The organism is Amycolatopsis sp. NPDC114504 (genome assembly GCF_055633595.1).
This window is the reverse complement of sequence record NZ_JBVKDU010000001.1, coordinates 1,598,612-1,624,811: the sequence shown is the minus strand read 5'-3', so window position 1 is coordinate 1,624,811 and position 26,200 is coordinate 1,598,612. Positions and strand designations below refer to the sequence as shown.

Below are 26,200 nucleotides of genomic sequence, written 5' to 3'. Positions count from 1 at the left end.
GGCCGGCCGCGGGCCCGTGCTGTCGCAGTTCCAGCGGAAGCAGACCTGGTAGCGGATCTTGCCGTGCGACAGCGTGCCCGAGCACTTCGGCGACGCGACGGCCGCGAGTGGTGCCGCCGCCTCCAAGCCCGGGTAGGTCCGGCGGTTCAGCTGCCGCTTGCCGCGACTCCTGAACCGGTCGGCGACACGCCGGACCAATCCGGAACCTCATCCGGGTCCGAAGCGTCATAGTGCCGTAAGTAACACAATCGGCCCAATGGGCGAATGACTGGTAGTAGCGGTTCTCAGAGGAAGGCAGTCCGGTGTCCGGTTCAGGAGTCGAGCTCACCCACCGCGCGATGGCGATGCTGAAGGCGGTGGCAGCAGGCCGTGCGCAGATGTCGTGCAGCTGCGAGCCCGACCTCTTCATCGACGGATTCGCCTGTTGCGATCAGATGACGGCCCACGCGCTGGCCCACGGCGGCTACCTGCGCCCCGCCGTCGAAGCCGCCGCCGGGCGCGTTCCGGCCGAACTGACCGAGGCCGGCCGCGCCGCGCTGGAGATCACCGCCGCCGCCTGAGCACGTTACGCAGTGTCGTAGCTTCGAACAAGTGTTCGATCTACCGTCGGTTATCCCGACCTGGCAGGCTTGAGCCATGGCGGAACCCCCACCACCGGTGGACGACGACGCGACGGTCTTCCTCCCCAGTGACCTGCGCGGCGCCCACTGGCCGACGCGCGACCTCGACGTCTCCCGGCGGCCGTACGACGAGTTCGCCACCCAGATCGTCGCGCGCCCGCCCGCCTCGCCCGTCTCCGCCGGTCGCGGCGACGGCGCCGGCTCGTCGCTGGCCCGATCGAGTGGCCGGATGGCCGTCGCCTCGGCCGTCAGCAGGCTCACCGGGTTCGTCGCGAAGCTGCTGCTCGCCGCCGTGGTCGGCACCGGGGTCGTCAACGACTCCTTCACCGTCGCGAACACGCTGCCCAACATCGTCTTCGAGCTGCTCTTCGGCGGCGTGCTCGCCAGCGTCGTCGTGCCGCTGCTCGTCCGCTCCCAGGACGACCCGGACGGCGGCCGCGCCTACACACAGCGGCTCATCACGATGGGGCTGGTGCTGCTCGTCGTCGGCACGGTCGTCGCGGTGGCGATCGCGCCGCTGTTCACCGCGCTCTACGTCGACAAATCGTCTCCGACGGCCAACTCGGCGCTGACCACCGCCCTGGCCTACCTGCTGCTGCCGCAGATCCTGTTCTACGGCCTCTTCGCGCTGCTCTCGGCGATCCTCAACGCCCAGAACGTCTTCGGCCCGCCGGCCTGGGCGCCGGTGCTGAACAACGTCGTCGTCACCGCCACGCTCGTCCTGTTCGCCGTCGTGCCGGGGGAGCTGACGCTCGACCCGGTCCGGATGGGCGACCCGAAGCTGCTGGTCCTCGGCCTCGGCACCACGCTCGGCATCGTCGTGCAGGCCGTGGTGCTGGTCCCGGCGTTGCTGCGCACCGGGTTCCGGTTCCGCTGGCGCTGGGGCTTCGACCCGCGGATCAAGGAGTTCGGCGGGCTCGCCGCGTGGATCCTCGGCTACGTCGTGGTCAGCCACGTCGGGTTCGTCGTCACCACCCGCGTGCTGACGCACGGCACCAGCGGCGGCGTCACGGCCTACAGCTACGCGTCCCTGCTCTTCCAGCTCCCGTACGGCATCCTCGGCGTCTCGCTGCTGACCGCGCTGATGCCGCGGATGAGCCGCGCGGCCGCCGACGGCGACACGGTCTCGCTCGTCGGCGACCTCTCGCTCGCTTCCCGCATCTCGACGGTGCTGTTCGTGCCGATCTCCGCGGTGCTGGCCGTGATCGGCACGCCCGTCGGCATCGCGATCTTCACCCTGGGCCGCGGCACCCTCGGCGACGCCGAACGCCTCGGCCAGACCCTAGCTGTCTCCGCCGTCGGGCTGCTGCCCTTCGCGCTGGTCATGTTGCAGCTGCGGGTGTTCTACGCGATGAAGGACGCCCGCACGCCCACGCTGATCATGCTCGTGATGACCGTCGTGAAGATCCCGCTGCTGCTGCTCTGCCGCGGCCTGCTCGACGGCGAGCACATCGTCCTCGGCGTGATGCTGGTGAACGGCGCCGGGTTCGTGGTCGGCGCCGTCCTCGGCCAGGTCTGGCTGTGGGTCCGGCTCGGGCACCTGCGCAGCAAGCGATCCCTGCGGGTCGGGCTGATCACCCTCTGCGCGAGCGCCCTCGGCGTCGGGGCGGCGGTGCTCGCCGGCTATGCCGTGCCCGGCTCCCTCGGCACGATCCCGTCCGCCTGGGTGAAACTGCCGGTCCAGACCTTGCTCGGGATGGCCGTCCCGTTCGGTTTGCTGGCGCTGCTGAGGCTCCCGGAGTTCACGCCCGTGACCCGGCGCGCGGGCGCTCTCCTGCGGCGGTTCGCCCCTCGTTGACGACTACGGCCGGGAACGTGATCCGGATGTCTCGAAACGGTAACGAGACCGCTGCGATCAGCGCGTTTACATTTCCCGCGCGGCTTTCTACGATCCATCCGGATCAGCGATGGGGTGGAGGGCGTGCATGACGCGCAGGGCGCGCAGACGGCGGGACCGGGTCACGGTCGACGAACTGCTGCGGGCGGCGGGGGCCCGGCCGCGCAAACCCGGTTCGCGCTCGGCCGAGGTGGCCGCCCGGCGTGATCCCGACGCCGAGCCGCGCGGCGCGGCGGGCCGGATCGCGCTGGCGTCGGCGGTGATCGTGGTGCTCGGCGGGCTCGTGCTCGTCCTGGCGACGCGGACCGACCCCGTCCCGGGGTCCACGCAGTTCCCTCAGCTGCAGCCGGCCACCGCCGTCCCGACGTCGACCGCGATCGCCGTGCCGACGCAGACGACGACGCCGTCGCCGGTGGTCATGCACGCGCGCCAGACGCCGACCCCCACGCCGACGGTGACGATCGACCTCCCGCCGTCCCCGACGACGACGGTCACCCTCCCGACGTTCACCCCGGACTACCGGTGCTACCCCTACGGCTGCCGCCGGGACGGCACGCCGGTGCGCTGACGCCGGAGCAGCAGGTAGATGCCGGCGGCGAGCACGAACCCGGCGGCGAACGTCAGGTCGCCGGTGCCGGGAACCGCTTTCGGGATCGGCGCGGTGTAGAGCGCCTGGTTCGCGAACAGCCCGACGGAAACGACCAGCCCGACCAGGAACGCGGTGAACCCGGCGACGTTGCGGTGGTGCCGGTCGGCGAGCAGCTCGCCGAACCCGGTGCCGCGGCGCAGGTGGTGGTCGGCCAGCAGCACGCCGAGCCACGGGCCGATCCAGTAGGCGATGACCAGCAGGAAGTTCTCGTACGCGTGCCCGGCGTCGGCCAGCCCCAGCCAGGCCAGCGCGAACCCGACGACGCCGAACGCGAGCGCCACGGCGGCGCGGCGCCAGGCCAGCGGCAACCGGACCCCGAGCGCGAGGAAGGCGAGCGCGCCCGAATAGACGTTGAGGACGTTCGCCGCGACCGCGCCGAGCGTGATCGCCAGCAGTGTCGCGGCGGCGAGGAAGCCGGGCAGGTGCCCGGTGAACGCCGTCGCCGGGTTGTCGTCGGCCGGGCCGGCGATGGTGGTCGAGGCGGCGCCGACGAGCATCAGGATCGTGGTCGAAAGGAACAGGCCGCCGCCGGCGTAGAGGCCGATCGCGCGTGGTGACGCGGTCTTCGGCAGGTAGCGCGTGTAGTCGGCGGCGTAGGGGTTCCAGCCCGCCGTGTAGCCGAACGCCGTGCCGACGGCGAGGAGGAACCCGCCCACGCTGCCGGAGTTCGTGGTGGCGCCCGCCTTCCCGAAGATGACGACGCTCGCGACGGCGAACACGACGGCGAGGACGGCGAAGACGTACTTCTCGTACGCCTGGACGAGGTTGTGCCCGAAGAACGCGATGACGATCTGCAGCACGACGACGAGCACGAGGCAGGCGACGGTGGGGAGCCCGGTGAGGCTGGCGAGCGCGAAGGCCCCGCTGACGCTGTTGACGGCGAACCAGCCGATGCCGGCCATGACCGACATGAGCGCGGCGGGCACCAGGTTCCCGCGGTAGCCGAACGCGGCCCGCCCCAGCACCATCTGCGGCACGCCGTAGCGTGGCCCGCGGGCGCTCAGGACGCCGTGCGCGACGGCGCCGAGCGCGTTCCCGACGATCGCCGCGAGCGCGGCCTGGGTGAAGGAGAGCCCGAACGCCGTGACGGCGAGGACGCCGACGAAGATCGTCGCGAACTCGAGGTTGGGGGAGGCCCACGTCCAGGCCAGCTGCCGGGGCCCGCCGTGGCGGTCCGCGTCGGCGACGGGTTCGACCCCGCCGGGTTCGACGGCCACCAGCTTGGCGCCGTAGCCGGGTTCCTCGATGCTCGCCATGCGAAAACGGTAGGCGACGAAGATTGCGCCGGTGTGACGGAATCCGGTTCCCGGTCACCGGAACGGTTTCCGCTCACCGGGCACCGTCTCCGAAACCCGCGAAGACCCCCTCACCGGCCCCGATGCCGGTGAGAGGGCCTTCGACAGCCCCACTACGGGCCTGGTGTCAGCCGGCGTACCCGGCGACGATCTTCGTGAACGCGTACTTGTCCTGAGTGATGCCGCTGCACTCGCCGCCGCCGCTGCAGTCGCGGTTGGTGGCCCAGAACGTGAAGCGGGCCAGGTGGTGGCTCGTCGCGTAGCCGCGGATGGAGTTGAAGTTCGCGACCGTGACCGTCTCGCCCGCGTTGTCGGTCTTGCCGTTCATCGAGGAGAGGCCGCTGTGCCGGTAGGCGGTGTCGTCGTTCCAGCCGAACGTGGTCTTGAGCTGGTTCTTCAGCCCGTCGACCGCGGACTTCGTGTGCGCGGCCATGTCTCCGCCGCTGGAGAAGTCGAACGGCATGACCGACCAGACGTCGACCGGGGCGCCGATCGCCTTGGCCTGGTTGATCAGGCGCTTGCCCCACGAGTCGGGGCCGGTCGTGGTGGTGCCGATGGTGATGACGACCTTCAGGTTCGGGTTCTTCTGCTTGGTCAGCTTGACCGCGTTGAGGATGCGGTCCTGCACCGTGTTGTTCTGGAACTCGTCGGTGTTCTCGATGTCGAGGTCGATCGCCTTGAGGCCGTAGGCGTCGATCACCTTCTGGTACGCGCCGGCCAGCGCCGACGCCGACGTGCACTTCGAGCCCAGCTTCGTGCCGGACCAGCCGCCGAAGGAGGGGATCACGTCCCCGCCCGCGTTGCGGATGTTCTGGATCATCGTCTTGTCCGAGCCGGTCAGCGAACGGCTGCCGTCCCACTTCGGGTTGCAGGTGCCGTCGGACAGGACGAACGCCAGGGTAAACGCTTTCACCCCGGTCGCGGACATCGCCGCGGTGGGGCTGGTCTGGCCGCCCCACTGGTACAGGTACGGGGAAGCGAGCACCGGATCGACCGCGGCCATGGCCTGCGGGGCGAGGCCGACCGCCGTCGCCAGCGCGGCCTCGGCGGCGACCGCGAGGGTCAGCAGACGGTGCATGGGTTTCATTGGGGTCCTCCAAACGAGCTGGTTGGAGCACCTCCGGTTTGAGGCGGCGGGATCAACCCGGGAGGAGCGCTGTGTGCCACCACACAGTGGACTAGACCAATGTTGTATGTCAACCCTTCGAGGGTCGGAAACATGACTGACCGTGCGCGCACGGCTCCCGAGCGTCGGCGACGTGAGATTCCCCTGAAGGCGGAGTGACAGCGCCCCGCATTCCGGCTACTTTGCCGAAATGGTGGGGGATTCCACGGTCGCCGCCGGCGGGGGACGCCGCCCGGGCCGGTTCCTGCCCGCCGTCGTCCTGCAGCGCTGGGCGCTGCGACGTTGGGCACTGTGGCGCCTGCCGCGCCGCGGCCAGGTCCTCTACCTCGTCGCGATCGACGTCCTCGCCGTGGCCGCCACCGTGCTCGCGGCCCTCCGGTTCCCGCCGCTCGCCACCATGCTGGTGCCGTTCGCGCTGCTCCTGGGCGGGATGGTGGTGTCGGCCGAGCTCGCCAGGACGGTGGAGCGCCACCGCGAGGACACCCTCCTCGGCCCCGGCATCGACACTCCGTGGATCTTCGCCGCGGTGCTCGTGCTCCGGCCCGGTCTCGCCGTCGCACTGGTCGTGCTGTCCGCGCTGCACCAGTGGTTCCGGGTCCGCAGAAGACCCGTCTACCGGCAGGTGTTCGGCGCCGCCGCGACGGCGCTGGCCGGCCTCGTCGCCGGCGCGTTCCGCACCGCGACCGGCGGGCAGCCGCTCGGCGCGGTCCTCGACACCCGCACCGTCCTCCTGCTGACCGTCGCCGGCGTGGTGTTCCTGGCGGTGAACGCCGCGCTCGTGACCGCCGCCGACGGTCCCCGACCGCTCCGCGAAGCCCTTCCGGGACACGCCTTCGACGCCGCGATGACGGCGTCCGCGCTGCCGCTCGCCTGGGCCGCCGGAGCCGCTCCGCTGCTGGTCCCGCTGCTGGCCGGCGCCACCGTCGTGCTGCACCGCGGCGGACTGGGCCGCGGCCGCCGCGACCACGTCACCCTCGACCCCGGCACCGGCGTGCTGACCGCGGCGTCGTGGCGCGGCGCCGCCGAGGCCGAGCTGGACCGGCTCGGCCGCCACGGCCCCGGCCAGGCCGTGCTGCTGCTCGACCTCGACCACTTCCGCCAGCTCAACGACCGCTACGGCGCCCGCATCGGCGACGCCGTCCTGCGCGCGGTCGCCGACACCCTGCGCGACGAGGTCCGCGCGGCGGATCTCGTGGGCCGCTCCGGCGGCGAGGAGTTCGCGGTGCTGCTGCCGGGCACCGGCCGCTTCGACGCGATGGCGATCGCCGAGCGCATCCGGCTGAAGGTCGCCTCGACGCTGGTGGCGCTGAAGGCCTCGGGTGACGGGCCGCAGTTCGTCGGCGTGACGGTGTCGATCGGCGTCGCGGGCTGCCCGGACGGCCTCCTCGGCGAGGCGCTCCGGGTCGCGGAGGCGGCGGTGCTGCGCGCCAAGGCGGCGGGCCGCAACCGGACGATCTGCGCGGAGCCGGGCTAGCGGGTCAGGACATCGTGATCGCGTTCAGCTTCTCCCGCAGGTAGTCCGCGGCGATGACCTCCGGGTACGTCCGCTTGCCCAGCGGCGGCGCCAGCGACGTGATCCGCGCGTCGTGGTCGGTCTCGTAGAAGAAGATCAGCGACACCAGGTCCTCGTCGGGGGCCGCGGCGGCCGGCGGCAGGACGCGGTGCCGCGTCGACCGCCACCGGTCGCCCGTCCAGCGGGCCATCAGGTCGCCGATGTTCACCGTGAACGCGTCCGGGTGGAACGGCGCGTCCTCCCACTCGCCGGCGGCCGTGTAGACCTGCAGCCCGCCGACCCCGGCCTGGCGGTCGAGCACCGTCACCGTGCCGAAGTCGGTGTGCGGGCCGATCCGGAACTGCTCCGGCTCGGGCGCGCCGACGTGGGTCATCGGCGGGTACCAGTTGATGTTGAACGTGTACGTCGGGTGCACGGTGTGCCGCGTGAAGTGGCTCTCGGCCAGCCCGAGCGCCGCGGCGAAGATCTCCAGCAGGTGGTCCGACAGCGCCCGCATCCGGTGCATGTACTCCGTGGCCGCCTCGGCGAGCCCCGGCACCTCGTCCGGCCAGACGTTGGCCTGGAACCAGAACCCGTCGACCTCGGCGACGCCCACACCAAGGTCCGCGCCCGCCGAGTACGACTCCTTGAGGTCCGGCGGCGTCTCGGTGCCCTCGGCGTAGCCGTTGGCCTCGACCCCCGGCGGCAGCCAGCCGCGTCCGCCGACGGTCACGGCGTAGCGCTGCTTGACGTCCTCGGGCAGCGCGAAGAACTCCCGCGCCAGCTCCCGCGTCCGGCGGCGCAGGTCGTCCGCGATGCCGTGCCCGGTGACCAGCAGGAACCCGGACTCGCGCAGCGCGCGGTCGATCTGCCCGGCCACCTCGGCGCGGCCCTCTGACGTGCCCGCGAACCACGGCGAAAGGTCCACGAGCGGAACGGTTGACGGCATACCGGCTCCTCGGAAAACTCTGTCCTATTCGGACTTCTCGACCCCGATGTCCTCGAACCACAGGTCCGGGCGCGCGGCGATGAACTCGGTCATCAGCGCGGTGCACGCGGGGTCGTCGAGCAGGGTGATCTCCACGCCGAGCCCGGCCAGCCAGTCGTGCCCGCCGTGGAACGTTTCGGCCTCGCCGATGACGACGCGTCCGATCCCGAACTGACGGACGAGCCCGGAGCAGTACCAGCACGGCGAAAGCGTCGTGACCATGATCGTGTCGCGGTAGTGCGGGCGGCGACCGGCGTTGCGGAACGCCGAGGTCTCGGCGTGCATCGAGGGGTCGTCGTCCTGCACGCGCCGGTTGTGCCCGCGGCCCAGCAGCGTGCCCGCGGTGTCGAACAGCGCGGCCCCGATCGGCACGCCACCCTCGGCCTTGCCCAGCTCGGCTTCTTCACGGGCGACGGCGAGGAGGGCGGCGGGGTCGATCGGCATGCGCCACTCTTTCCGCCCGACGCGGTCCGTGGCAAGTGTTTGACCACATGGCTGCACCATCCGGCGGATCGCGGACCGGAACTGTCCTCGATGTCTGCCACACTGCGTCTCATGTACGGGACATCGGAACGCCTGCTCAGGCTGCTGTCGCTGCTGCAGGCCCGGCGCGACTGGCCGGGCGCCGACCTCGCGTCACGGCTCGACGTCGACGTCCGCACGATCCGCCGTGACGTCGAGCGGCTGCGGTCCCTCGGCTACCCGGTGCACGCGACACCCGGCGTCGCGGGCGGCTACCGGCTCGGCGCGGGCGCCGCGCTCCCGCCGCTGCTGCTGGACGACGACGAGGCCGTCGCGGTGGCGGTGGGCCTGCGCACGGCGGCGAGCGGCACGGTCAGCGGCATCGAGGAGACGTCGGTGCGCGCGCTGGCGAAGCTCGAGCAGGTGCTGCCGGCGCGGCTGCGGCCGCGGGTGGGCGCGCTGCAGGCGGCGACGGTGTCGATGCCCGGCGGCGGCCCGACGGTCGACGCTTCGGTGCTGACGGCGATCGCGTCGGCCTGCCGCGACCACGAGCGGCTGCGATTCGGCTACGGCGACCGCGCGGGCACGGAGACCGAACGCTCGGTCGAGCCGCTGCGGCTGGTCCACACCGGACGCCGCTGGTACCTGGTGGCGTTCGACCTGGACCGCGACGGCTGGCGCACGTTCCGCGTCGACCGCGTCACCGGCGTGCCCGCCCCGAGCTTCCGGTTCACCCCGCGCGAGCCCCCGGCCGAGGACCTGGCGGCGTACGTGTCGCGACAGATTTCGTCGGCGCCGTACCCGGTCCAGCTGGTGCTGCGGGTGGCGGCCCCGGCGGCGGAGGTGGCTCGCCGGGTGCCGCCGACGAGCGGCGCGGTGGAGGAGGTCGACGAGCACAGCTGCCGGGTGCGGACCGGCGCGAACACCCTGGACACGGTGCCGTACTACCTGGCCCAGTGGGGCTACGACTTCGTCGTCGAGGAGGCCCCGCCGGGGCTGGTGGAGCGGCTGCGGGAGGTGGCCGAGCGCTTCGCCCGCGCGGTGGGCTAGGTCGTTTCGACGCGGATGCGGTCACTTTCGCCGTCGGTCAGGAACGACGCGAGTTCGCTTCCTTCCCCGGTCACCGCCGAGCGTTCGGCCCGGGTCAGCCGCCGCAACGGCCGCACCGCCACCGTGCCGTCGTCCACCGTCCAGGTCGCCGAGACCCGGCCGTCCACCAGCACCACCCGTTCGCCCGCGACCGATACGCCCCGGTGGGCGTCGTCGATGATCCGGCTCCGGTCGTCGTAGCCGAGGATCGCGTTGTCGAACGCCGGCAGGAACCGCACCGGAGCCGGCGTGTCCGGGTCGGGACGCGGCGCGTCCGGCAGGTCGAGCAGCTCGCGGCCCCGCTCGTCGCGGAAGGCCACCAGCTCCTCGCGCACCGCCTTCACCGCCGCCGGCAGCCCGGCCAGGCCGGACCACGCGCGCAGGTCCGCCGTCGCCGCCGGGCCGTACGCGGCCAGGTAGCGCTTGACCAGCGCCTGCCCGACGCCGTCGGCCGGGTCGAGCGGGTCGATCTCCCGGCCGAGCCACGCCGCGAGCGGCAGGTTCCGCACCCCGCCCTTGGTGCGCCACAGCCCGCGCGGCGGCAGCTGCGCCACCGGGATCAGCGCGGCGACGAGCATTTCGCCGAGCGGCCGCGGCCCGGCGGACGGCCACCGGTCCGCGACCGCCCGGGCCAGCTCGCCCATCGAGCGGGGCTCGCCGTCGGCCAGGACGGCCCGGCCCGCCGCCGCGAGCTCGCCGAGGTCGACCCCGGTGAGCTCGCGGCGGTAGGTGCCGAGGACGCGCTGGCGCAGCATGGCGTCGAAGCGGGCCCGCCACGCCAGGACGTCGTCGGCGGTGAGCAGGTGGACGGTCCGGCGCATCAGGTGCGTCCGCACCACGCGCCGCCCGGCGAGCAGGTCGGACAACGCCGCCGGGTCGAACGCGCGCAGCCGCGACCACAGGCCGGTGAACGGCTCCTGCGGTTCCTGCGCCTGCAGGCCGCCGAGGTGCGCGACGGCGTCGTGCACCGGCAGCGCCGCCCGGTCGAGCAGCAGCTGCCGGGCGAGCGTCGCGCGGTTGAGCGCCTCGGTGCCGAGGACCGTCACGTGGACTTCTGGCCGTCGAGCGTCTCGCGCAGGAGGTCGGCGTGGCCGGCGTGCTGGGCGGTTTCGGAGATGATGTGCAGGATCGCCCGCCGCGCGGTCCACGTCGTCCCCGGCCGGTTCCACGGCGCGTCCGGCAGCGGGTGCGTCGTGGAGAGGTCGACCTTCGCGACGATCTCCTCGCTGCGCTTCGCGACGTCTTCGTAGCGCGCGAGCACGCCGGCCAGGGTCTCGCCGGGCTGCATGGCGAAGTCGTTCTGGTGGTCGATCGCCCACTGCGGGTACTCGCGGGCGGTCCCGGCGGCCATGTCCGCCCAGGTCACGCCCTCGGGCAGGTCGTAGCGCATGGCGGACGGGCCGTCGACGGCGAAGCGCTGCCAGTTCTCTTCCATGGACGCGACGTGCTTGACGAGCCCGCCGAGGCACAGTGCGCTGACGGTCGGCCGCTCGCCGGCCTGCTCGTCGGTGAGGCCGTTCGTGGTGGTGACGAGGGCGGCTCGGGCGGCCGCCAGCTCGGCGATGAGGTCGTCGCGTTCGGTTCCGTGTGTCATAGGACCACCCTGGCAGGGGTAGCGGACAGGATGTGTCCGCTACTTCGGGCACTATCGGGGTATGCCGAAAACTTCCGCGCGGTTGCTGGCTCTGCTCTCGCTCCTGCAGGCGCGCCGCGACTGGCCGGGGGCGCTGCTGGCCGAGCGGCTCGAGGTCAGCTCGCGGACGGTCCGCCGCGACGTCGACCGCCTGCGGGAGCTCGGCTACCCGATCGCGACGGCCAAGGGTCCCGACGGCGGCTACCGGCTCGGCGCGGGCGCGGACCTGCCGCCGCTGCTGTTCGACGACGAGCAGGCGGTCGCACTGGCGGTGGCGCTGCGGACGGTCGCCGGCGGCGGGATCGAGGAGGCGGCGGCGCGGGCCCTGACGACGGTCCGGCAGGTGATGCCGGCGCGGCTCCGGCACCGCGTCGACGCGCTGCACGTCACGGCGGTCTCGCCGGCGGGGCCGCCGGTGGACCCGTCGGCACTGGCGGCGCTGAGCGCGGCTGTGCACGCCCGCGAGGTGCTGCGGTTCGACTATTCGGGCTCGCCGCGCCGGGCGGAGCCGCACCACCTGGTGACGCGCGGCGGGCGCTGGTACCTGGTGGCGTGGGACCTCGACCGCGCGGACTGGCGCACGTTCCGCGTCGACCGGCTGACACCGCGGGTGCCGACCGGCCCGCGGTTCGTCCCCCGGGAGGTGCCCGGGGGAGACGTGGCGGCGTTCGTGGCGGACCGGTTCTCGGGCCGGGACGAGTGCCGCGGCGAGGTGATCCTGGACCTGCCGGCGGGGGTGGTGTCGCAGTACGCCGGCGACGGGGTGGTGGAGGAGCTGGGGCCCGCGCGCTGCCGGCTGGTGCTGGGGGCGTGGTCGTGGGTGGGCCTGGCGGCGTCGATCGGCCGGTTCGACGCGGACGTCGAGGTCGTCGGCCCGCCGGAGCTGAAGGACGCGTTCGCGCGGCTGGCCCGCCGCTACGCCGCCGCGGCCGACCGACCGCTCAGTCTGTGACCGGCGTCTCAGGCTGAGTCGCCCCGAGCATCCGCAGTACGAGCCCGCCGTACTCCTTGCCGAGAGCGGTCGGCGTCTGCCGGGCACGCTCGGTGTACCAGCGGGCGACGTCGACGCCGAGGGAGAGCACGGCGCGGGCCGAGGTGTGGGGATCGGAGACGGTGAAGACACCGGTCCCGACGCCGTCCTCGACGACCTTGCGGACGATCCGTTCGATGCGCCGCCGCAGCTCGGCGACCACGGCGAACTCCTCTTCGGGCAGGGCCTGCAGCTCGTACTGGACGACGCGGGCAACGGTGTGCCGCCGAGCGTGCCAGGCGACGAAGTCCTCGACGATGAGCCGGATCCGCTCGACGGGATCGGACTCCTTGGCGACAACGTTCTCGACGAGCGCGAGGGTCTGCTCGTGCCCATACCGGCTGATGGCGAAGAGCAGCGCGGCCTTGGAAGGAAAGTGCACGTAGAGCGCGGCGGGGCTCATCCCGGCGGCCCCGGCGATGTCCCGGGTGGTGGTGGCGTGATACCCCCGCTTGGCAAAGGCCTCAACCCCGGCAAGCATCAACCGTCGAGCGGTCTCGGGCTGAACATCAGGCCAAAGTTCAGCCGACAGCGACATCGTCATCCGGTGATCCTCCCAGACCGCACCGCCCGGAATGGCCGGCTCCGATCAGGTCCAGTCTAAGCGCTCGCTAACCTGAGGATCTGCGGGAACCATCCCGTTTTCGGGGATGACGTACCCGAAGTGTAGCGGGGACGCTGTGACGCCTGCAGCCACGGGTGACCGTCCGAGCACACAGGGTGGAGCATCCCGACGACGCGAGCGCTTCGTCCATTCGGATGACGAGCCGGCCGACTCGAAACCGCCGGAATCACGAGACACTGGAGGACATCCAGCATGACGATCAACAAGAAGATCTTGGCGCCCCGAGGGAAACTCCGTCGACTCGCCAACGCGGGTACCGCGGTCGCGATCGCGGCGACAGCCTTGATCGCCGGATCGGGCACCGCCTCGGCAGCGTCGAACTACTACGTCAAGAACGCGAACACCGGGCTGTGCCTGACCGCCAACCAGCTGCTGGGACAGCTCAACTCCGTCATCACCAACACCTGCGTCAACGCGGCCTCCCAGAAGTGGCACATCGCCGGCGGCAAGTTCACGAGCCTGGGCACGGCACGGACATCTTCACGTCCTCCTGCCTGGCCAACGACGACCCTGCCGTCGGCTTCCAAAGGTGGACGACCGACTCGACCCCGAAGAAGTGGATCAAGAACAGCCACTACCAAGACTGCATGCACTCCGACGGCGGCGTACGCGACGGCGTCGTCCCCAGACCATGCGGAAACCAGGCCTCCCGCTGGACCTTCGTGCCGGCCTGATTCGGCTTCGACCGGCGGATCACGGTGCGGATGCTGCTGCAGCCCGTGGTCGGGCAAGGAGTGGGTGGACAACCGGTTCCACACCTACCGGCCGCAGGACCTCGTCCGGTTTCGCTGGCCGGGCCGGCGCGGTTCGCGCCGGGCTCGGGCTGGAGCTACGCCGACACCAACTACGTCGTCGCCCGTCTGCTGATCGAGAAGGTCACCGGTCACTCCTACGCCGATGAGATGCGGCGGCGGGTGTTGGGGCCGGGGCCGCACGCCCACGCCTACTACCGGTACCCCGACGGCGGGCAGGAGAAGACGGTCTCCCGGCCCCGCAGCCGAGATGCTGAAGCCGCATGCGACCCCGGACCCGACGAGCGACTACGGCCTCGGGATCTTCGAGCTGCACGCGGACGCTAACTGCAGTGGGCGGATGCTGATGACGCACAACGGCAGCAAGACGCTGCGGGCATCGGTGACCTATGTGGACACCGGGGTCGCTCCCACGGCGGCGTACCAGAAGGCTGTGCAAGCCTTCCTGCAAAAGGAATTCTGCGTCGGCCAGGCGGCGGCAGCGCCAGGCGTCACCGCGCTGCGTGGTGACCCCGCGCCGGAGGTCGCCGGGCAACGGGCGGACCCGCTGGAGGTCCCGGCGAGTCGTCGAGTGCAGCTGCCAGGGGACGCTGGTCACCATCACCCCGGGTTCGAACAGCAGCCGCCCCTTCAAGCGCAGAGAACTCTGGTTGTGGAGCGCATTTTCCCACCAGCGGCCGACGACGTACTCGGGGATGTAGACGCACACCACGTCGCGCGGACTCGAGCGCCGCAGGATGCTGCCGTTGGACATGGGGTCCGTCACGGGTCGATCACAAAGGCGGAGTCCGGACGTGATCGTGTGGTGCCTCGGCTAGACAGAGCACCATGTCGGGGCGGCGAGTGTGGACGCACATCCTGGTCGGGGCCGGGTTGACGGTCGTCGCACTCGTCCTGTGTTGCCTGTGGGGGCTAGGGGCGTTCCAGTTGGCTGTCCGCGGCCATCCCACTGGCTTCGGCGCGGCCTGGCCGGTTGCGTTGCTCTGGGCGCTGTTGTCGCTGTTCGTCTTTGTGCTTGCCACCGGCGGCATCGTGGTGCTGATCGCGTTCGGCGTGGACAAGGGCCGGCCGGCGATATGGATCACTCTCGCCATAGCTGCGGTCCTGATCGTTTTGGTTACTTGGGGTTACGTGGCGGCTACCCGTGCGGCGATGATCCGCTACGACAACACTGCTGGCCTGGAGTACCCCCAGCCGAGCGGGCGATGATACGAAGCCAGACTGCCACGACCTGATCGAGGTCTTCCATGATCTCACTGCGCGGCCTGGATAGTGTCTGCGTGCCCTCGCGAAACATACTTCAATCACATCTTTCAATGCGCGCTGGTCCTCGGGCGGCTCGTTCCCCTTGCTGTACAGCCGCAGCGAGGCCGACCGGAACCTCGACGTCGGATCCGGCTGGAGCCGGCGAAGGAGGGACCGCGCCGGTGGCTCACGGGGTGTCGGTCAGCGTGTCGAAGGCCAGGCCGCTGGTGCGCTCGCCGCGCCCGGAGTCGCGGCGGGTGGTGAGCCAGACCGCCACCCGGCCGGAGCGGGTTCTCGTGCGGTTGTACGCGGCGGTCAGGCGGGTGCCGGTGCGGGGGACCTCCTCTTCGTTGATGTAGTACGCCTGACCGGCGTCGAAGCCTTCGCGCAGCATCGCGGTCCGGGGGCGGACCGCGGCCGCGTCGACCTCGCTCGGCATGGCGGCCCGGCGCAGCTGCACGGTGCGGTTGTCGCCGGGGACGTGGACCGGGATGAACGGGATCCAGTTCTCCGGGACCGACGTCATCAGCTCGTACGCGATGGGGGCCCGGGGATCGTCCTGAGCCGGCGGGGTGTGCCCGCGGCGGCGGAACGCCAGCGTTTCGGCCGCCGTTTCGGGGCCGGGACGCGGCTCGCCGGTGGCCAGGCGGACGGTTTGCTCGATGCCCCACACCATGTTCGCGCTCTCGTCACGGACGAGGTCGACCGCCTCCAGCGCCGGGCCGGTGGCCACCTTCGGCGTGCCGGGCGGCAGGAGCAGGCCAGGGTTGCCGCCGAGGGTGTACATCTGCCACTGCGGTGTGCCGGTCGGGGTGATCCAGCGGCGCTCGCCGAAGACGTCGGTGACCGCCAGTCCCTGGATCGACGCGAACGTGCCGGCCGGCACGTCGCACGGCAGCAGGTACCAGTCGTTGCTGTACACCAGCGCGAACTCGAGGAAGATCAGCCGGGCCAGGTCCGTGCTGTCCGGTGTCACCGCGGCGAAGTTGGTCTTCCCGTCCTCCACCGCCCACCACCGCGGCAGCGGCATGCCGGAGAACCGGACCGGTGCGGGGAACACCGTGCGGTTCAGCGCGGCCGGCGCGGTGCCGGCGCCGCCGAGCGAGCCGTCGCCGGTGGAGAACGCGTGCCAGTCGAGCTCGCCGCCCGGGTACTCGGGCGCCGTCAGCACCCGCTCGCCGCCGGGGGTCGCCGTCGCCACCGAGAACCGGTGCTCGAGGCGGCGGGGATCCCACGCTCCCGCGCCGTCCGGCTGGTCGATGAGCTGGTCGAACCAGCCGGTGAGCCGGGGGCCGAGTGCGTCGAGCGCATCACGATCCTTTTTGGACAGGCCGGTGATCCCGTCGGACGCCTTCCCGCCGCCTTTCACGTGCTGGTACAGCTGGTAGCCGTCCATCCGCCGGCCCGCGACCGCCTGCATCCCGGCCCAGACGTCGGGATGCGCCACCTGCTGGACGTCGGAGCCGGGGTCGGGTAGCGCGATCGGGTACCGGCCGACGTACTGCGCCAGGACGTCTCGCCGGTGCTGCACCGACGTCCGGCCGACGAGCTTCAGCCAGCGGCGGCCGAACGCGAGCCGCAGGTCGAACGAGATCAGGTCGGTGCCGAACGAGAACGGCAGCGGACGGCGCTCCACGATCGTCTCCAGTGGACGGTCGGCGGGCAGCGGGCCGGGCGGGCCGCCGGGGTCCGGCCGGAACCGCGTCAGGGGGCTCGCCACCACGGAGTACGTCGCGGTCACCGGTGAGCCGCCGTCGGTGGCGCGGAACTCGCCGAGCTGCCACTGCCTCGCCAGCAGCCACAGCGGGTCCCGCACCTCGGCCCGCAGCGCCCGCGCGAAGTCGGTGGTGCGGGGCCGGCCCTCGAGGCGGTTCCACACCCCGACGGTGGGGAACTCGCGACGGGACAGCGCCCCGGCGAGGTCGGTAATGGGCTCAGTCATGGTCTGCCTTCCAGCGCGTGGTGGCGGTCGCCAGGTCGGTGCTGATCGTGATGGGGCGCGCCGTCGCGGACAGCACGGTCGCCGGCAGCAGTTGCGCGTACCCCGTGTCGTCGAGCTGGGCCGGCTCGACGAGCCGGGTGCGGGCCAGGTCGACCGTCTCGAGCACCGCGGCGACGAGGTCGGCGACCTGCCACGTCCCGGTGCGGACCGGGGGCACAACCAGCAGCATGCTCTGCGGGGGCTCGGAGTCCGGGCTGTCGGCGTGCACCGCGATCCCGGTGGTCTCCCGGTCGGTGGGCAGGACCTCGGTCCACTCGTCGAACAGCAGCCCGCACGACGGCCCGTCGCCGCTCGACGGCTCGTCGGCGTAGTGCGCGGTGAACAGGAGCCGGTCCTCGTCGATCGTGGCGCCCGCGGCCAGCTCCATGGCCAGCCAGTGGTCGTTCGCCCGGAACGGCAGCTGGACGGGGTGGAGCACCGGCCCGTCGTCGTCGGGATCGTCGCCGAGCAGGCCGTCGCGCTCGCGGAGCGCGTCGCTCAGCAGCAGGACCCGCTCCCACAGGCGCGGCATCTCGCGGACCCTGGCGGCGCCGTGCAGCCAGTCGTCCACCGGGAAGTCCCGGAGCGCGGGCGCCTGGGTCAGGTGCCGCACCAGGTCGTCGCTGTGCTCGAACGCGTCGTGCAGGCTGTCACCCATGTCGTCCGGGACCGTGTACTCGGGCACCACGAGGACGTCCTCCCCGAGCAGCGCCCGGAGCGCGCCGAGCACCGCCCGTGCCTTCTCCGGATCGGTGCGGGCCAGGTCCGCCTCCGCGAGCGCGGCGGCCGACGCGCTCATCCGCACGTCGATCTCCGCCGCGAGCGCGCGGGCCCGCGACAGCAGCTCGGCGCCGAACGCGACCACCTGGTCGAGCACCGGGGTCAGCTCGAGCCCCGTCGGGTCCACATCGGACAGTGGGAGCTGGTCGGCGACCTCGGCCAGCAGGCCGCTGAGCGTGGTCCGGCCGGTGCCGGCGATCTCTCGCAGGTCGTCGATCCGGTCGTCGAAGTCGTTGCGGAGGTGGCGCACGTCGCCGCGGAAATCGCTCGCCCGGCGCGGCGGGTCGGGGTCCGGCGTCGTCGTGAGCAGGCCCTCGACGACCCGCAGCTGCCGGAAGCGCTCGACATCCGGCGTCGTGTTCGGCAGTGCGTCGTACGCCACGAGCAGTGCGTCGGCCTCGGCGAGCGTCCGTGCCAGCCGGTCGGCGGTCGCCGCGACTTCGGCGAGCACGCCGGTGAACACCCCGCGCCGCCACGCGGTCAGCTCGCCCCAGCCGCTGCGCGGCATGCCGAAGCCGCCCGCCGTGGTCGCCAGTCCGGCGTAGCGGGTGAGGAAGGAGTCGATGTCCCGCACGATGTCGTTGCGCCGGGGGACGGCGGGGGCCGGTGGGTACAGCCGTTCCAGGTCGTCGAGGTAGCCGGCCACGTCGTCGGCGAGGTCGTCGAGCGAGTCGCGGACCGCGTCGGGACGCTGCCGGGACACGGAGATCGTGTCGTCGAGCGACCGGTCCACGGTGACCGGCCCGGCCGGCGGCACGAGATCCGTCGGCGTCAGCGGCCTGGCGGTGGTCAGCAGCGTCCGCAGCGCGGCGACCAAGGGGGACAGCTCGAAGAACGTGATCTTGTCGTCGTCCTCGGAGCGCTCGGTGTAGCGGATCGTCGGCACGGCGTCCGGGCGCGGGTGGAACCGGTCCACCACCTCGCCGATGATCCGGTCGTCGAGGTCGGTCCGCGCCGCCTCCCCGACCGGCCGCACCAGCCACAGCAGGTCGATAGGGGAGAGGTCCAGGTCGTCCTGGGTGACCTCTTCCCGGTGCTCGTCCCCGTCCACCGGGTCGGTCCACCGCACGACCGCGGCGACCGACCGGGCCGGCGGTAACAACGACGGCAGCCAGTCGTCGACGGCCGGCTCGGCCTGGGCGCGCGGGCTCGCCCCGCCGCTCGAGTGCAGGCCGGTCCGCAGGCGCAGGCCGAACCGGTGCGTGAGGGTGGTCCCGCCGCGCGGGGTCCGGATGACGGCCGGATCGGGCGGCAGACCGTCCTTGGCGTACGCGTCGAGGGTCGCGGACGCGCGTTCCGGGTTGCCGCCGAGCGCCTGGTGGGCCGCCTCGGCGACCGCGAGATCGGCGACGGCGTCGTTGGCGTCGAGCAGCCGTTCCGCCTCTTCGCCGATCGCCTGGGCCTGCGCCGGCGAGGCGTCCGGGAGCCCGTCGAGGTCGAACGGGTAGACCCGCGACACCTCGGTGCGGCTCAGGTGCCGCGCGAGCGCGAGACCGTCGATGACGTTGCGGGCCTCCACCTGCCCGATCTCGTCCGGCTCGGTGCCGGCGGTCTCCGGGATCTTGGCGGCCCGCAGCGGGAACTTCAGGCGCAGCCCCGCGATGAACCGGTCCACCTCGGCGTCGGCGTCGCGGTCGTGCAGGCCGCGCTCGAACCGGTAGCCCAGCAGGGCGCCGAGCGACTGGCCTTGGCGCATCCCGTCCAGGATGGACAGTGCGACCCGGACCCGCGCGGAGCTGAGGTTCACCGCGAAGGGATCGGGGTTCCCGGGCGTCTCGTTGGCGACGTGGCCGGCGCGCAGCACCGCGGCCGTGCGGGCGTGACCGAGGGACGGCGCGTGCACGAAGCCCTGGTTGCCCGGGTCGTGCAGCAGCGGCTTGGCACCGGCGAAGACCGTCGCCAACGGACCGGTCAGCGTGACCGGCTCGAGGTTCGCCGCATGCGGCCGGACCTCCTCGAGGAACCCGTACGCGCCGAGGTGCAGGCCGGGCTTGGCCGTGCCGTCGGGGGCGAACCGCAGCTCGGTGAGCCGCTCGGTCGCCAGGCCGAGCCGCCACGCGTCGAGCCGGTAGGTGGCCAGGTCGAGGTGCTCGGCGAGCACCCGCTCCAGCTTCGCGGTCGGGAGCTGCCTGAGCACGTCGAGCGAGCGCGCCTGCTCGTCGAGCGCGGCGGTCGGCCCCGACGAAGCCAGCACCCCCGGGATGAAGTCCACCAGCAGCTGGTCGGCGTGCCCGGTGACGGGCGGGTTCGGCGAATACAACAGCCGGAACCGGCTCTCGCTCGCCGGGTCTTCGCCCCCGGTGGGCAGGTGGACGTGGATGAACGCCGGGTCGACAGGTGGCCCGGCCGGCACGCCGGCCGCGGCCGCGAGCGCGCGGGCCGCGTCGTCCCAGCCGAGCAGCAAGGCGTGCCGCAGCAACAGGTACAGCAGCGCCGCGGGGCGGCTGCCGTCGGCGAAGCCCGACTCCAGCCGGACGCCGTGCAGGTCGGTGCGGGCCAGGCCGGCCAGCCAGGACAGGTAGTCGCGGCCGTCGGTGGTGTAGGGCCGGATCAGGTCGGTCTCCGACAGCGGGCGGTCGTCGACCAGCGGTCCCGGCAGGGGTTGCTGGAAGTCGGTGAACAGCCGGCGCAGCAGGTCCGGGGCCTGGCCGGTGCCGAACCGGTCGAGCAGCGCCCGCACCGGGCCGGGCAGGCCCAGCGCCGCCACCGTGGCCGGCACCGTGGCGCCGAGCCCGCCGAGGTTGTCGCGGTTGAACAGGTCCTCGACGCTCTGGGCGTACCGCTGGTGGTACTCGGCCGAGGTCGGGTGCAGGGCGAGGAGGTCGAGCAGGTGCTGGTGCGCGTCGTCGGCCTCGCCACCGAGGTGCGGCACGTGCTCGGCGGCCGTCGCCCAGTCGCGGCCCGCCTCGGTCAGCACCCGGCCGAGCGCCCGGCGATGGGTGGCACTGTCCGGAAAGGACAGCCGGGAGAACGCGGTCGTCGGCAGGATCCCGTACGGCTGCCGCCCGATCTTCACCGCGGGCAGCGGCCCGCGGCCGGACACGTACTTGAGGAAGAAGTCCCGCGTCGCGGCGACAGCGTCCGGGCCGAGCAGCGGGTGCAGCGCGGTCTGCAGGAAGTAGCCCCAGGTCGCCGGCCACAGCGCGGTGTTCGCGGCGCGCGCGTCCCGGTAGTCGGTGCTGTTCGCGTTGGGCATCCCGGTCAGCACCCCGGGGGCGAGGCCGAGCAGGTCGGCGAACCGCTGCCCGTCGGTCCGGGTCGTCCAGTCGGTGGTGGCGGTTGCGGACAGCTTCGCCCGCACGCTGTCGGCCTCGTCCCCGGCGTCCTGACCGGCGTCGGCCGCCTCCGAGTTGTTCGTCGGAGTTCCCTGCGGCAGCAAGGAGAAGCCGTCGGAGCCACGCAGCTGGCGGGTGATCAGGTCGGTGAGGGCCGTCGCCGACTGGGCCGGCGTCGCCGTCTCCCGCAACCCGAGCACGACGAGCCGCTCGAGCCCGCCGCGGATCTGGTCGGTCAGCGGGATGCGCACGCCCATGCCGACCTGCACGGCCCGGTCGAAGTCGACGAGCCAGCGCAGGTCGTCGGGCACGTGTAGCGCGCCGGTCTGCTCGTTGACGCTGATCTGGTCCGGCGCGGTCGGGTCCGGGCTCACCGCGAGCGTCGCCGGCACGGTCGCGCCGGTCACCGACACCACCTGCGTGCCGCCGGTGAACCCGAGCACCTGGAACTTGTCCGGCAGCAGCCGCGCCCGCGCCCCCTGCGTCCACGCGGCCGTCGCGACGGTGCCCGCCGCGGGCGCCGGCAGGACGAGGAACGCCACCACCACCAGCTCGGTCGCCGGGGGTGCCGGGGACACGGTCGTCAGCGCGGCGTCCACCCCGGCCGGCCGGCGGGCGCGGATCCCGGCGGCCCGGCCCGCGTTCTTCACGGCGTTGTCGAGTGTGGTTTCGGCCTGGCGCAGCAGCGTGCGGTCGCCGTGCGCCCGCCACACCGCCGTCCAGTACGCGATCGACGGCGCCCGGTCGTTCGCGGCCACCGCCGCGGCCGTCCGGATGACGAGCACCACGGCGCCGGGCGCCACCCCGGCGGGCTCCTCGGCCGGGTTGGCCGGGACCCGGGTGCGCAGCAGCCAGTCCGCCCGGCCGGCGGGCACCCGGGCCGCCAGCTCCCGCCACGCCTCCCGCAGCGGCGTCTCCCGGCCGCCGGCGGCCCAGCGGGCCGTCCAGTACGCGTCGAGGGCGGCGATCTCGGCGTCGGCGGGCTTCGGCTCGGACTTGTCGATCGCCCACTCGTCCGGGAACACCCGGACGAGCAGCTCCGTCGGGGTGAACCGGGTCTCGACGCGGACCGGGGCCAGCAGCACCGGGAAGTCGTCACTGAGCGCGGTCATCGGGGCACCATCTCCTTGGCGTGCACGGCGACCATGACCGGCACCTGGAACAGCAGGTAGGCGAGGTCGGCCGAGGACAGCTCCGCGGACCACGGCGGCACGTTCTCGTCTTCGGCGCGCTGGTCGGCCTTCTCGGCGTCGTCGTCGGATCCGTCGAAGCCGGCGAGCGCCACCGTGACGGCCGGGTCGAGCACGAGAAAGCCCCGGCCCGCCGGGTCCACATCGGACCAGGTGAGGTCGTTCCACACATCGACGGGCACCGCGGGGCCGTCGTCGACCCCGAACCTCGGGTCGCCCGGCCGCTCCTTCAGCACGAAGAACCAGCCGGCGTCGTCCGGCCCGCCGACCGCCCGCTCCGCGGTCAGGTCGAACCCCAGCAGGTAGATGTCCGGGTCGACGGTGGCCTCGTAGCGCGGCAGCTCGATGTCCGCCGCCGACGGCGGTTCGACCAGCCGGCGCGGCTTGGTCTTGTCGGGCAGCCCGTCCGGGCCGGGCGGCCACTCCGCCCGCTGCGCGTAGACGGCGGTCGTCGGGTACTTCCGCAGCAGCTCGCCGCGCACGACGAAGACGAGGTCACCACGGCGGTGGGCGTTGTCGCCCAGCCGGGTGGCCGTCGACCACTCGTGCATCGGCGGGATGTCCCCGGTGGGCGAGAGCGCGTCCCAGAACTGGCGGAACGGCGTGCCGCGCTGGTCGGTCGGGAATTCCCGCCACAGCAGCTCGCGGGCCATCTCGTGGTTGAGGCCGGCGAGGTAGGACTCGATGAACTCGTAGTTGTTCTCCAGCAGGGTCAGCGAGTTCGGCGGCAGCAGCCCGAGGTTCGGCACGAACGAGTCGAGCGAGACGTCCAGCAGCGACCGGAACACCGGCACGTCGAACACCGGGTACACCATGGCTTCGGTGAACTGCTCGGCGAACGGGCGCAGCCGCTCGGGCAGGCTCACCGCGCCGTCGAGCAGCGCCCTCGGCACGGTGTCGTCGGACCGCAGCCCGGCGAGGGTGTCGGTGGTCGTGGCGGCCAGGTCGAGGGCCGGCGGCTCGGGTGCCCGGCCGACGGCCCGGCCCGCGTCGAACCCTTGGTGCAGCTCGCGAAGCGCGGCCTTGAACCGGAGCGCCTCGTCGCTGTCGGTGGCACCGGGGTGCGGGACGACGGGGTCGCCGGGGGACCGCAGGACGAAGTCCGGGCTGTGCGCCAGGACGTCGACCGGGTCGGCGTCCGGCGGCCGCTCGGGGTGCAGCGCGGTGGTCACGTCCCTCGGCGTGACGAGCGCGCCCGGCGTGACCTTGACCGGCGCGGCCACCGCCGGGGCGACCGGATCGTCCATTCTGGACAGCAGCCGGTCCGGCCGGCGGCCTTCGGGGAACTCCAGCGTCTTCACCAGGCGCGCACCCGGCCGGATGATCCGGCGCATCTCCGGGGACACCGGCGCCGCGGCCACCCGGCTCGACGCGACCCGGAACCCGACGGCGACCGTGTCGGCGTCGCCCGCGACCAGCCCGGCCGCGCCGCCCGCCGACGTCGTCGTCACGCGGGGGTGGGCGGGCGCGGTCAGGGTGAGCGCCCGGCCGGAGCGCTCCGGAGCCGCGGCCAGGCCCGTGCCGGCCGGCGGGTCCACGTGCTTGGCCTGCAGCACGTGGCCGACCTCGCGGGCCAGCTGGGCGGCGCGGATCCGGCCGTTGGCCACCAGGACGTCGCCGACCTGGGCCCATGCGGCCGCCATCAGCTCCTCCTCATGGTCTCGCACGACCTGGGCGCCGAGGTTCGCCGCGATCCGAAACCGCGGGTCCAGGTTCAGCCGGTGCACCCAGTTGTGGGTCAGCTCGGGGGAGAGCGGGACGCCGTCCTCGTCGGTCAGCAGCCGGGACGTCAGCGAGTGCCAGCGTCCGTAGAGCGGCGGCGTGATGATCGGGTCCGGGCCGGGGTCGTCGGCCGCCGTGAGGCCGGCGGCGGCGTGCGCCTCGCCCGGGGCGTGGCGCTGGTAGTCGTCGGCCAGGTCGACCAGGCCGGCGAGGTCCTCCTCGAACGGGCGCGGGTAGGGCGGCTGATCCGGGTCGCCGGCGAAGTTGTCCCAGTTCTCCGCCGGGTCGGCGACGTTCGGGACGCGCAGCGCGCCGCCCAGCGGCAGCACCCCGCCCTGCTCCTCGACACCGCGGACGCCGAAGCCGGGGGAGCGGTGCGTGTCCACCGGCCGGTGGCCGACCGACGCGTCGGGCTTGCGCGGGGTGAGCAGGCGGACGAGGAACTCGAAGTCGCCGGCCGTGCCGGTGCGGAACGCCCAGCGGTGGTAGTACGGCAGCCGGTTCTCGGCCGGGCGGCCCGGGTAGTGCGGGCCCCACGCGGCGTGCAGCGCGCCGGGCGAGACCGCCGGGTCGAGGCCGAGCCCGGCGAGCCTGCCGGTCTCGAACGCCGGCACCAGGAACGCCTCGTACGCGGTGTCCGGCTCGAGGTGGCGCGGGCATACGAGCCGGGAGCAGGCGCGGTCCGGGTCGGCACCCAGCACGTCCTGCAGCGCCGCGAGGGCGTCGTCGGTGCGGTCGGTGGCGATCGGGCCGGTGAGCGAGCCGTCCACGTGGACGTGGACCCACGCGCCGAGCTGCTCCGGCGGCGGCAGCGTGCCGGCCGGGTCCTCGACGTCGACGGCCGGGAGCGGGTCGGTGCCCGGCGCGTCGGTGAACTCGGTGCCGGTCGCCAGGACGACCAGCGCGAGCCACGGCGCGAGCCGCGGCGTCGCCGGCCCGGACGGCGCGGGGCTGTAGCGCCACGGGAAGTCCTCCTCGGAGAACTCTATGTGGGCCAGGAAGTTCGGCTCCACGCCCGCCACCCCGGGCCGCGGCTCGAGCCGGGAGATCGCCCGCGGGTCCACCCCGATGACGTCGCCCGGGCCGTACAGCTGGACGTTCTTCGAGACGGGCTTGGACGACGTGTCGCCGGACACGAGCAGCTCCACCGGAACGCTCGCCCGCTGGGCGGTGCCGGGGTCGGTGTCGACGCGGGCGGTGATGCCGGCGCGCAGCCACGGCAGGAACGTGTAGGCGTTGGCGGTCATGGAGCTACCCCGGACACCTCGGCGGTGGCGATCAGCTCCGTGACGCCCGGGTCGGCGGCGGCGAGACCGGAGCGGGCGACGCCGCCCGCGACCAGGATCCGGCCGTCCGCCAGCGCCACCGCGCCGAACGACCAGCGCCCGTCCCGGAGCCCGGGGGCCGTGGCCCACTCGTTGCGGACCGCGTCGTAGACGAGCGCGCTGCGGAAGCCGGACTCGTCGCGGTCGCTCGCCGCGCCGCCGACCACCAGGAGCTGGTCGTCCGGCAGCGCCACGGCCCGGTGGAACGCCCGGCCCGACGGCATGGGTGCCTTCTCCGCCCACGTGCCGGTGGCCGGGTCGAACCGCTCGACGGTCCGCTGGCTGAACGGGTCGAACGGCGTGGTCCCCGGCGAGCCGGGCGCCGTGCCGCCGGTGACCAGGACCGCGCCGCCGGACAGCAGGGTCGCCCGGTGGTGCCGCCGGCCGTGCAGGAGGCTGCCGGTCGTCGTCCACCTGTCGTGGCCGGGGTCGTACAGCTCGCAGAACGCGAGCGCGGGGTCGTCGACGGCCCCGACCGGGGCGACGCCGCCGACGACCAGGACGAACCCGCTCGCGAGCAGCACTGCCGTGTGGGCGGTGCGCGCGTCGGTCATGTCCTGGGCGGCGTGCCACGCGGGGTGGTCGGGGTCGGGGTCGAACCGCTCCGCGGACCGCACCGCGGTGGTGCCTCCGCCAGGGCGGGCGGTGCTGCCGCCGGTGACGAGGACGGTCTCGTCCGGCAGCAGCGTGGCGGTGTGGCCCCAGCGCGGCGTCCCGAGCGACGCGGTCGGGGTCCACCGGCCCGTCTTGGGGTCGAACAGCTCGGCCGACGGGAGGCCGGTCGAGCCGTCGAGCCCGCCGACGGCGAGGACCTTGCCGTTCGCCAGGCGGGTGAGCGTGTGCAGCCGCCGCGGCGTGCCGAGGCCGCCGGCCGCCGGGTGCCACTGGGTGTGCCCGGCGTCGAAGACAGCGGTGTCGGGCACCGGGGAACCGCCCGCGTCCGCGCCGCCGGCCACGAGGACGTCGCCGGTGTCGAGGAGAACGGGCCCGTCGTGCTGGCCGTACCAGGCGGCCGGGGTCGGGAGGGTACCGGCGGGCGTCCACGTCCCGACGGATGTCACGGTTGGCGCGGCCATGGCTGGGT

General features: G+C 73.2%; 19 protein-coding genes and 1 pseudogene. 8 read left to right on the top strand and 12 right to left on the bottom strand.

Translation table 11 applies throughout. The features are described from left to right. Positions 1 to 302 precede the first annotated feature (302 nt). The 3 genes from ACZ7PG_RS07535 to ACZ7PG_RS07525 all read left to right on the top strand — a co-directional run bounded on the left by ACZ7PG_RS07535 (position 303) and on the right by ACZ7PG_RS07525 (position 3,025). Positions 303 to 560: a hypothetical protein gene (locus tag ACZ7PG_RS07535; RefSeq protein WP_155542567.1), complete on the top strand. Its 258-nt coding sequence runs from the start codon at positions 303 to 305 to the stop codon at positions 558 to 560. A gap of 76 nt (positions 561 to 636) precedes the next feature. Beyond that, positions 637 to 2,418, top strand: coding sequence for a murein biosynthesis integral membrane protein MurJ (gene murJ, locus ACZ7PG_RS07530; protein WP_470238270.1), 1,782 nt, complete (start codon positions 637 to 639; stop codon positions 2,416 to 2,418). Between the two features lie 127 nt (positions 2,419 to 2,545). Then, positions 2,546 to 3,025 carry a hypothetical protein gene (locus ACZ7PG_RS07525; protein ID WP_470238269.1) on the top strand — a complete coding sequence of 160 codons (480 nt, stop codon included), beginning with the start codon at positions 2,546 to 2,548 and terminating at the stop codon, positions 3,023 to 3,025. Here the strand turns inward: ACZ7PG_RS07525 and ACZ7PG_RS07520 are convergent. Both ACZ7PG_RS07520 and ACZ7PG_RS07515 read right to left on the bottom strand, forming a co-directional pair. Further along, positions 2,989 to 4,362, bottom strand: a complete 1,374-nt coding sequence (locus ACZ7PG_RS07520; protein ID WP_470238268.1) for a purine-cytosine permease family protein — start codon at positions 4,360 to 4,362, stop codon at positions 2,989 to 2,991. The genes ACZ7PG_RS07525 and ACZ7PG_RS07520 overlap by 37 nt on opposite strands. Positions 4,363 to 4,528: 166 nt before the next feature. After that, entirely contained in the window at positions 4,529 to 5,479 is a 951-nt protein-coding gene (locus ACZ7PG_RS07515; RefSeq protein ID WP_470238267.1) for a chitinase, read from the bottom strand. 238 nt (positions 5,480 to 5,717) lie between these two features. Between ACZ7PG_RS07515 and ACZ7PG_RS07510 the strand changes: the two genes are divergently transcribed. Continuing rightward, positions 5,718 to 7,001: a GGDEF domain-containing protein gene (locus ACZ7PG_RS07510; RefSeq protein WP_470238266.1), complete on the top strand. Its 1,284-nt coding sequence runs from the start codon at positions 5,718 to 5,720 to the stop codon at positions 6,999 to 7,001. A gap of 4 nt (positions 7,002 to 7,005) precedes the next feature. Here ACZ7PG_RS07510 and ACZ7PG_RS07505 read toward each other — a convergent pair whose 3' ends face one another. Together ACZ7PG_RS07505 and ACZ7PG_RS07500 are read right to left on the bottom strand one after the other, a co-directional pair. Beyond that, complete coding sequence (locus ACZ7PG_RS07505) at positions 7,006 to 7,968, bottom strand: isopenicillin N synthase family dioxygenase (RefSeq protein WP_470238265.1); 963 nt, start codon at positions 7,966 to 7,968, stop codon at positions 7,006 to 7,008. A 24-nt stretch (positions 7,969 to 7,992) separates the two neighbouring features. Continuing rightward, positions 7,993 to 8,451, bottom strand: a complete 459-nt coding sequence (locus ACZ7PG_RS07500) for a nucleoside deaminase (protein WP_470238264.1) — start codon at positions 8,449 to 8,451, stop codon at positions 7,993 to 7,995. Between the two features lie 111 nt (positions 8,452 to 8,562). On the opposite strand from ACZ7PG_RS07500, the gene ACZ7PG_RS07495 reads away from it, so the two are divergent. Next, positions 8,563 to 9,519 carry a helix-turn-helix transcriptional regulator gene (locus ACZ7PG_RS07495; protein WP_470238263.1) on the top strand — a complete coding sequence of 319 codons (957 nt, stop codon included), beginning with the start codon at positions 8,563 to 8,565 and terminating at the stop codon, positions 9,517 to 9,519. Here the strand turns inward: ACZ7PG_RS07495 and ACZ7PG_RS07490 are convergent. Together ACZ7PG_RS07490 and ACZ7PG_RS07485 are read right to left on the bottom strand one after the other, a co-directional pair. Further along, the gene (locus ACZ7PG_RS07490; protein WP_470238262.1) at positions 9,516 to 10,604 is read right to left on the bottom strand and encodes a winged helix DNA-binding domain-containing protein; all 1,089 of its coding nucleotides are present in this window, start codon (positions 10,602 to 10,604) and stop codon (positions 9,516 to 9,518) included. The two genes, ACZ7PG_RS07495 and ACZ7PG_RS07490, sit on opposite strands and share 4 nt — an antisense overlap. After that, positions 10,601 to 11,152: a DinB family protein gene (locus ACZ7PG_RS07485; protein WP_470238261.1), complete on the bottom strand. Its 552-nt coding sequence runs from the start codon at positions 11,150 to 11,152 to the stop codon at positions 10,601 to 10,603. The genes ACZ7PG_RS07490 and ACZ7PG_RS07485 overlap by 4 nt, the downstream gene beginning before the upstream one ends. Positions 11,153 to 11,213: 61 nt before the next feature. Between ACZ7PG_RS07485 and ACZ7PG_RS07480 the strand changes: the two genes are divergently transcribed. Then, on the top strand, positions 11,214 to 12,143 hold the full coding sequence (locus ACZ7PG_RS07480; protein WP_470238260.1) for a helix-turn-helix transcriptional regulator: 930 nt from the start codon (positions 11,214 to 11,216) through the stop codon (positions 12,141 to 12,143). On the opposite strand, the gene ACZ7PG_RS07475 is transcribed toward ACZ7PG_RS07480, so the two are convergent. Then, positions 12,133 to 12,765, bottom strand: coding sequence for a TetR/AcrR family transcriptional regulator (locus ACZ7PG_RS07475; RefSeq protein ID WP_470238259.1), 633 nt, complete (start codon positions 12,763 to 12,765; stop codon positions 12,133 to 12,135). The two genes, ACZ7PG_RS07480 and ACZ7PG_RS07475, sit on opposite strands and share 11 nt — an antisense overlap. 785 nt (positions 12,766 to 13,550) lie before the next feature. Between ACZ7PG_RS07475 and ACZ7PG_RS07470 the strand changes: the two genes are divergently transcribed. Continuing rightward, positions 13,551 to 13,925 (top strand): serine hydrolase domain-containing protein, encoded by a 375-nt coding sequence (locus tag ACZ7PG_RS07470; protein ID WP_470239002.1) that lies wholly within the window; start codon positions 13,551 to 13,553, stop codon positions 13,923 to 13,925. A 175-nt stretch (positions 13,926 to 14,100) separates the two neighbouring features. On the opposite strand, the pseudogene ACZ7PG_RS07465 reads toward ACZ7PG_RS07470, so the two are convergent. Further along, a pseudogene (locus tag ACZ7PG_RS07465) lies at positions 14,101 to 14,397 on the bottom strand (DNA-binding protein); the annotation flags it as partial. A gap of 44 nt (positions 14,398 to 14,441) precedes the next feature. Between ACZ7PG_RS07465 and ACZ7PG_RS07460 the strand changes: the two are divergent. Next, positions 14,442 to 14,807, top strand: coding sequence for a hypothetical protein (locus ACZ7PG_RS07460; RefSeq protein WP_470238258.1), 366 nt, complete (start codon positions 14,442 to 14,444; stop codon positions 14,805 to 14,807). Positions 14,808 to 15,030: 223 nt separating this feature from the next. On the opposite strand, the gene ACZ7PG_RS07455 is transcribed toward ACZ7PG_RS07460, so the two are convergent. Genes ACZ7PG_RS07455 through ACZ7PG_RS07440 form a run of 4 tightly spaced genes read right to left on the bottom strand, consistent with a single transcriptional unit; the run spans position 15,031 to position 26,192 of the window. Next, positions 15,031 to 16,785: a hypothetical protein gene (locus ACZ7PG_RS07455; RefSeq protein ID WP_470238257.1), complete on the bottom strand. Its 1,755-nt coding sequence runs from the start codon at positions 16,783 to 16,785 to the stop codon at positions 15,031 to 15,033. Continuing rightward, entirely contained in the window at positions 16,778 to 21,991 is a 5,214-nt protein-coding gene (locus tag ACZ7PG_RS07450; protein WP_470238256.1) for a hypothetical protein, read from the bottom strand. Before ACZ7PG_RS07450 ends, ACZ7PG_RS07455 begins: the two co-directional genes overlap by 8 nt. Next, positions 21,988 to 25,038: a hypothetical protein gene (locus ACZ7PG_RS07445; protein ID WP_470238255.1), complete on the bottom strand. Its 3,051-nt coding sequence runs from the start codon at positions 25,036 to 25,038 to the stop codon at positions 21,988 to 21,990. Before ACZ7PG_RS07445 ends, ACZ7PG_RS07450 begins: the two co-directional genes overlap by 4 nt. Further along, the gene (locus tag ACZ7PG_RS07440) at positions 25,035 to 26,192 is read right to left on the bottom strand and encodes a Kelch repeat-containing protein (RefSeq protein WP_470238254.1); all 1,158 of its coding nucleotides are present in this window, start codon (positions 26,190 to 26,192) and stop codon (positions 25,035 to 25,037) included. The genes ACZ7PG_RS07445 and ACZ7PG_RS07440 overlap by 4 nt, the downstream gene beginning before the upstream one ends. Positions 26,193 to 26,200 lie beyond the last annotated feature (8 nt).

Excerpts from the sequence above, each read along its gene's own strand:
- ACZ7PG_RS07515 (WP_470238267.1), bottom strand. The coding sequence starts at position 5,479 with ATGCACCGTCTGCTGACCCTCGCGGTCGCCGCCGAGGCCGCGCTGGCG.
- ACZ7PG_RS07440 (WP_470238254.1), bottom strand. The coding sequence starts at position 26,192 with ATGGCCGCGCCAACCGTGACATCCGTCGGGACGTGGACGCCCGCCGGT.
- ACZ7PG_RS07450 (WP_470238256.1), bottom strand. The coding sequence starts at position 21,991 with ATGACCGCGCTCAGTGACGACTTCCCGGTGCTGCTGGCCCCGGTCCGC.
- ACZ7PG_RS07475 (WP_470238259.1), bottom strand. The coding sequence starts at position 12,765 with ATGACGATGTCGCTGTCGGCTGAACTTTGGCCTGATGTTCAGCCCGAG.
- ACZ7PG_RS07500 (WP_470238264.1), bottom strand. The coding sequence starts at position 8,451 with ATGCCGATCGACCCCGCCGCCCTCCTCGCCGTCGCCCGTGAAGAAGCC.
- ACZ7PG_RS07470 (WP_470239002.1), top strand. The coding sequence starts at position 13,551 with ATGCTGCTGCAGCCCGTGGTCGGGCAAGGAGTGGGTGGACAACCGGTT.
- ACZ7PG_RS07445 (WP_470238255.1), bottom strand. The coding sequence starts at position 25,038 with ATGACCGCCAACGCCTACACGTTCCTGCCGTGGCTGCGCGCCGGCATC.
- ACZ7PG_RS07510 (WP_470238266.1), top strand. The coding sequence starts at position 5,718 with ATGGTGGGGGATTCCACGGTCGCCGCCGGCGGGGGACGCCGCCCGGGC.
- ACZ7PG_RS07455 (WP_470238257.1), bottom strand. The coding sequence starts at position 16,785 with ATGACTGAGCCCATTACCGACCTCGCCGGGGCGCTGTCCCGTCGCGAG.
- ACZ7PG_RS07505 (WP_470238265.1), bottom strand. The coding sequence starts at position 7,968 with ATGCCGTCAACCGTTCCGCTCGTGGACCTTTCGCCGTGGTTCGCGGGC.
- ACZ7PG_RS07495 (WP_470238263.1), top strand. The coding sequence starts at position 8,563 with ATGTACGGGACATCGGAACGCCTGCTCAGGCTGCTGTCGCTGCTGCAG.
- ACZ7PG_RS07520 (WP_470238268.1), bottom strand. The coding sequence starts at position 4,362 with ATGGCGAGCATCGAGGAACCCGGCTACGGCGCCAAGCTGGTGGCCGTC.
- murJ (WP_470238270.1), top strand. The coding sequence starts at position 637 with ATGGCGGAACCCCCACCACCGGTGGACGACGACGCGACGGTCTTCCTC.
- ACZ7PG_RS07525 (WP_470238269.1), top strand. The coding sequence starts at position 2,546 with ATGACGCGCAGGGCGCGCAGACGGCGGGACCGGGTCACGGTCGACGAA.
- ACZ7PG_RS07485 (WP_470238261.1), bottom strand. The coding sequence starts at position 11,152 with ATGACACACGGAACCGAACGCGACGACCTCATCGCCGAGCTGGCGGCC.
- ACZ7PG_RS07480 (WP_470238260.1), top strand. The coding sequence starts at position 11,214 with ATGCCGAAAACTTCCGCGCGGTTGCTGGCTCTGCTCTCGCTCCTGCAG.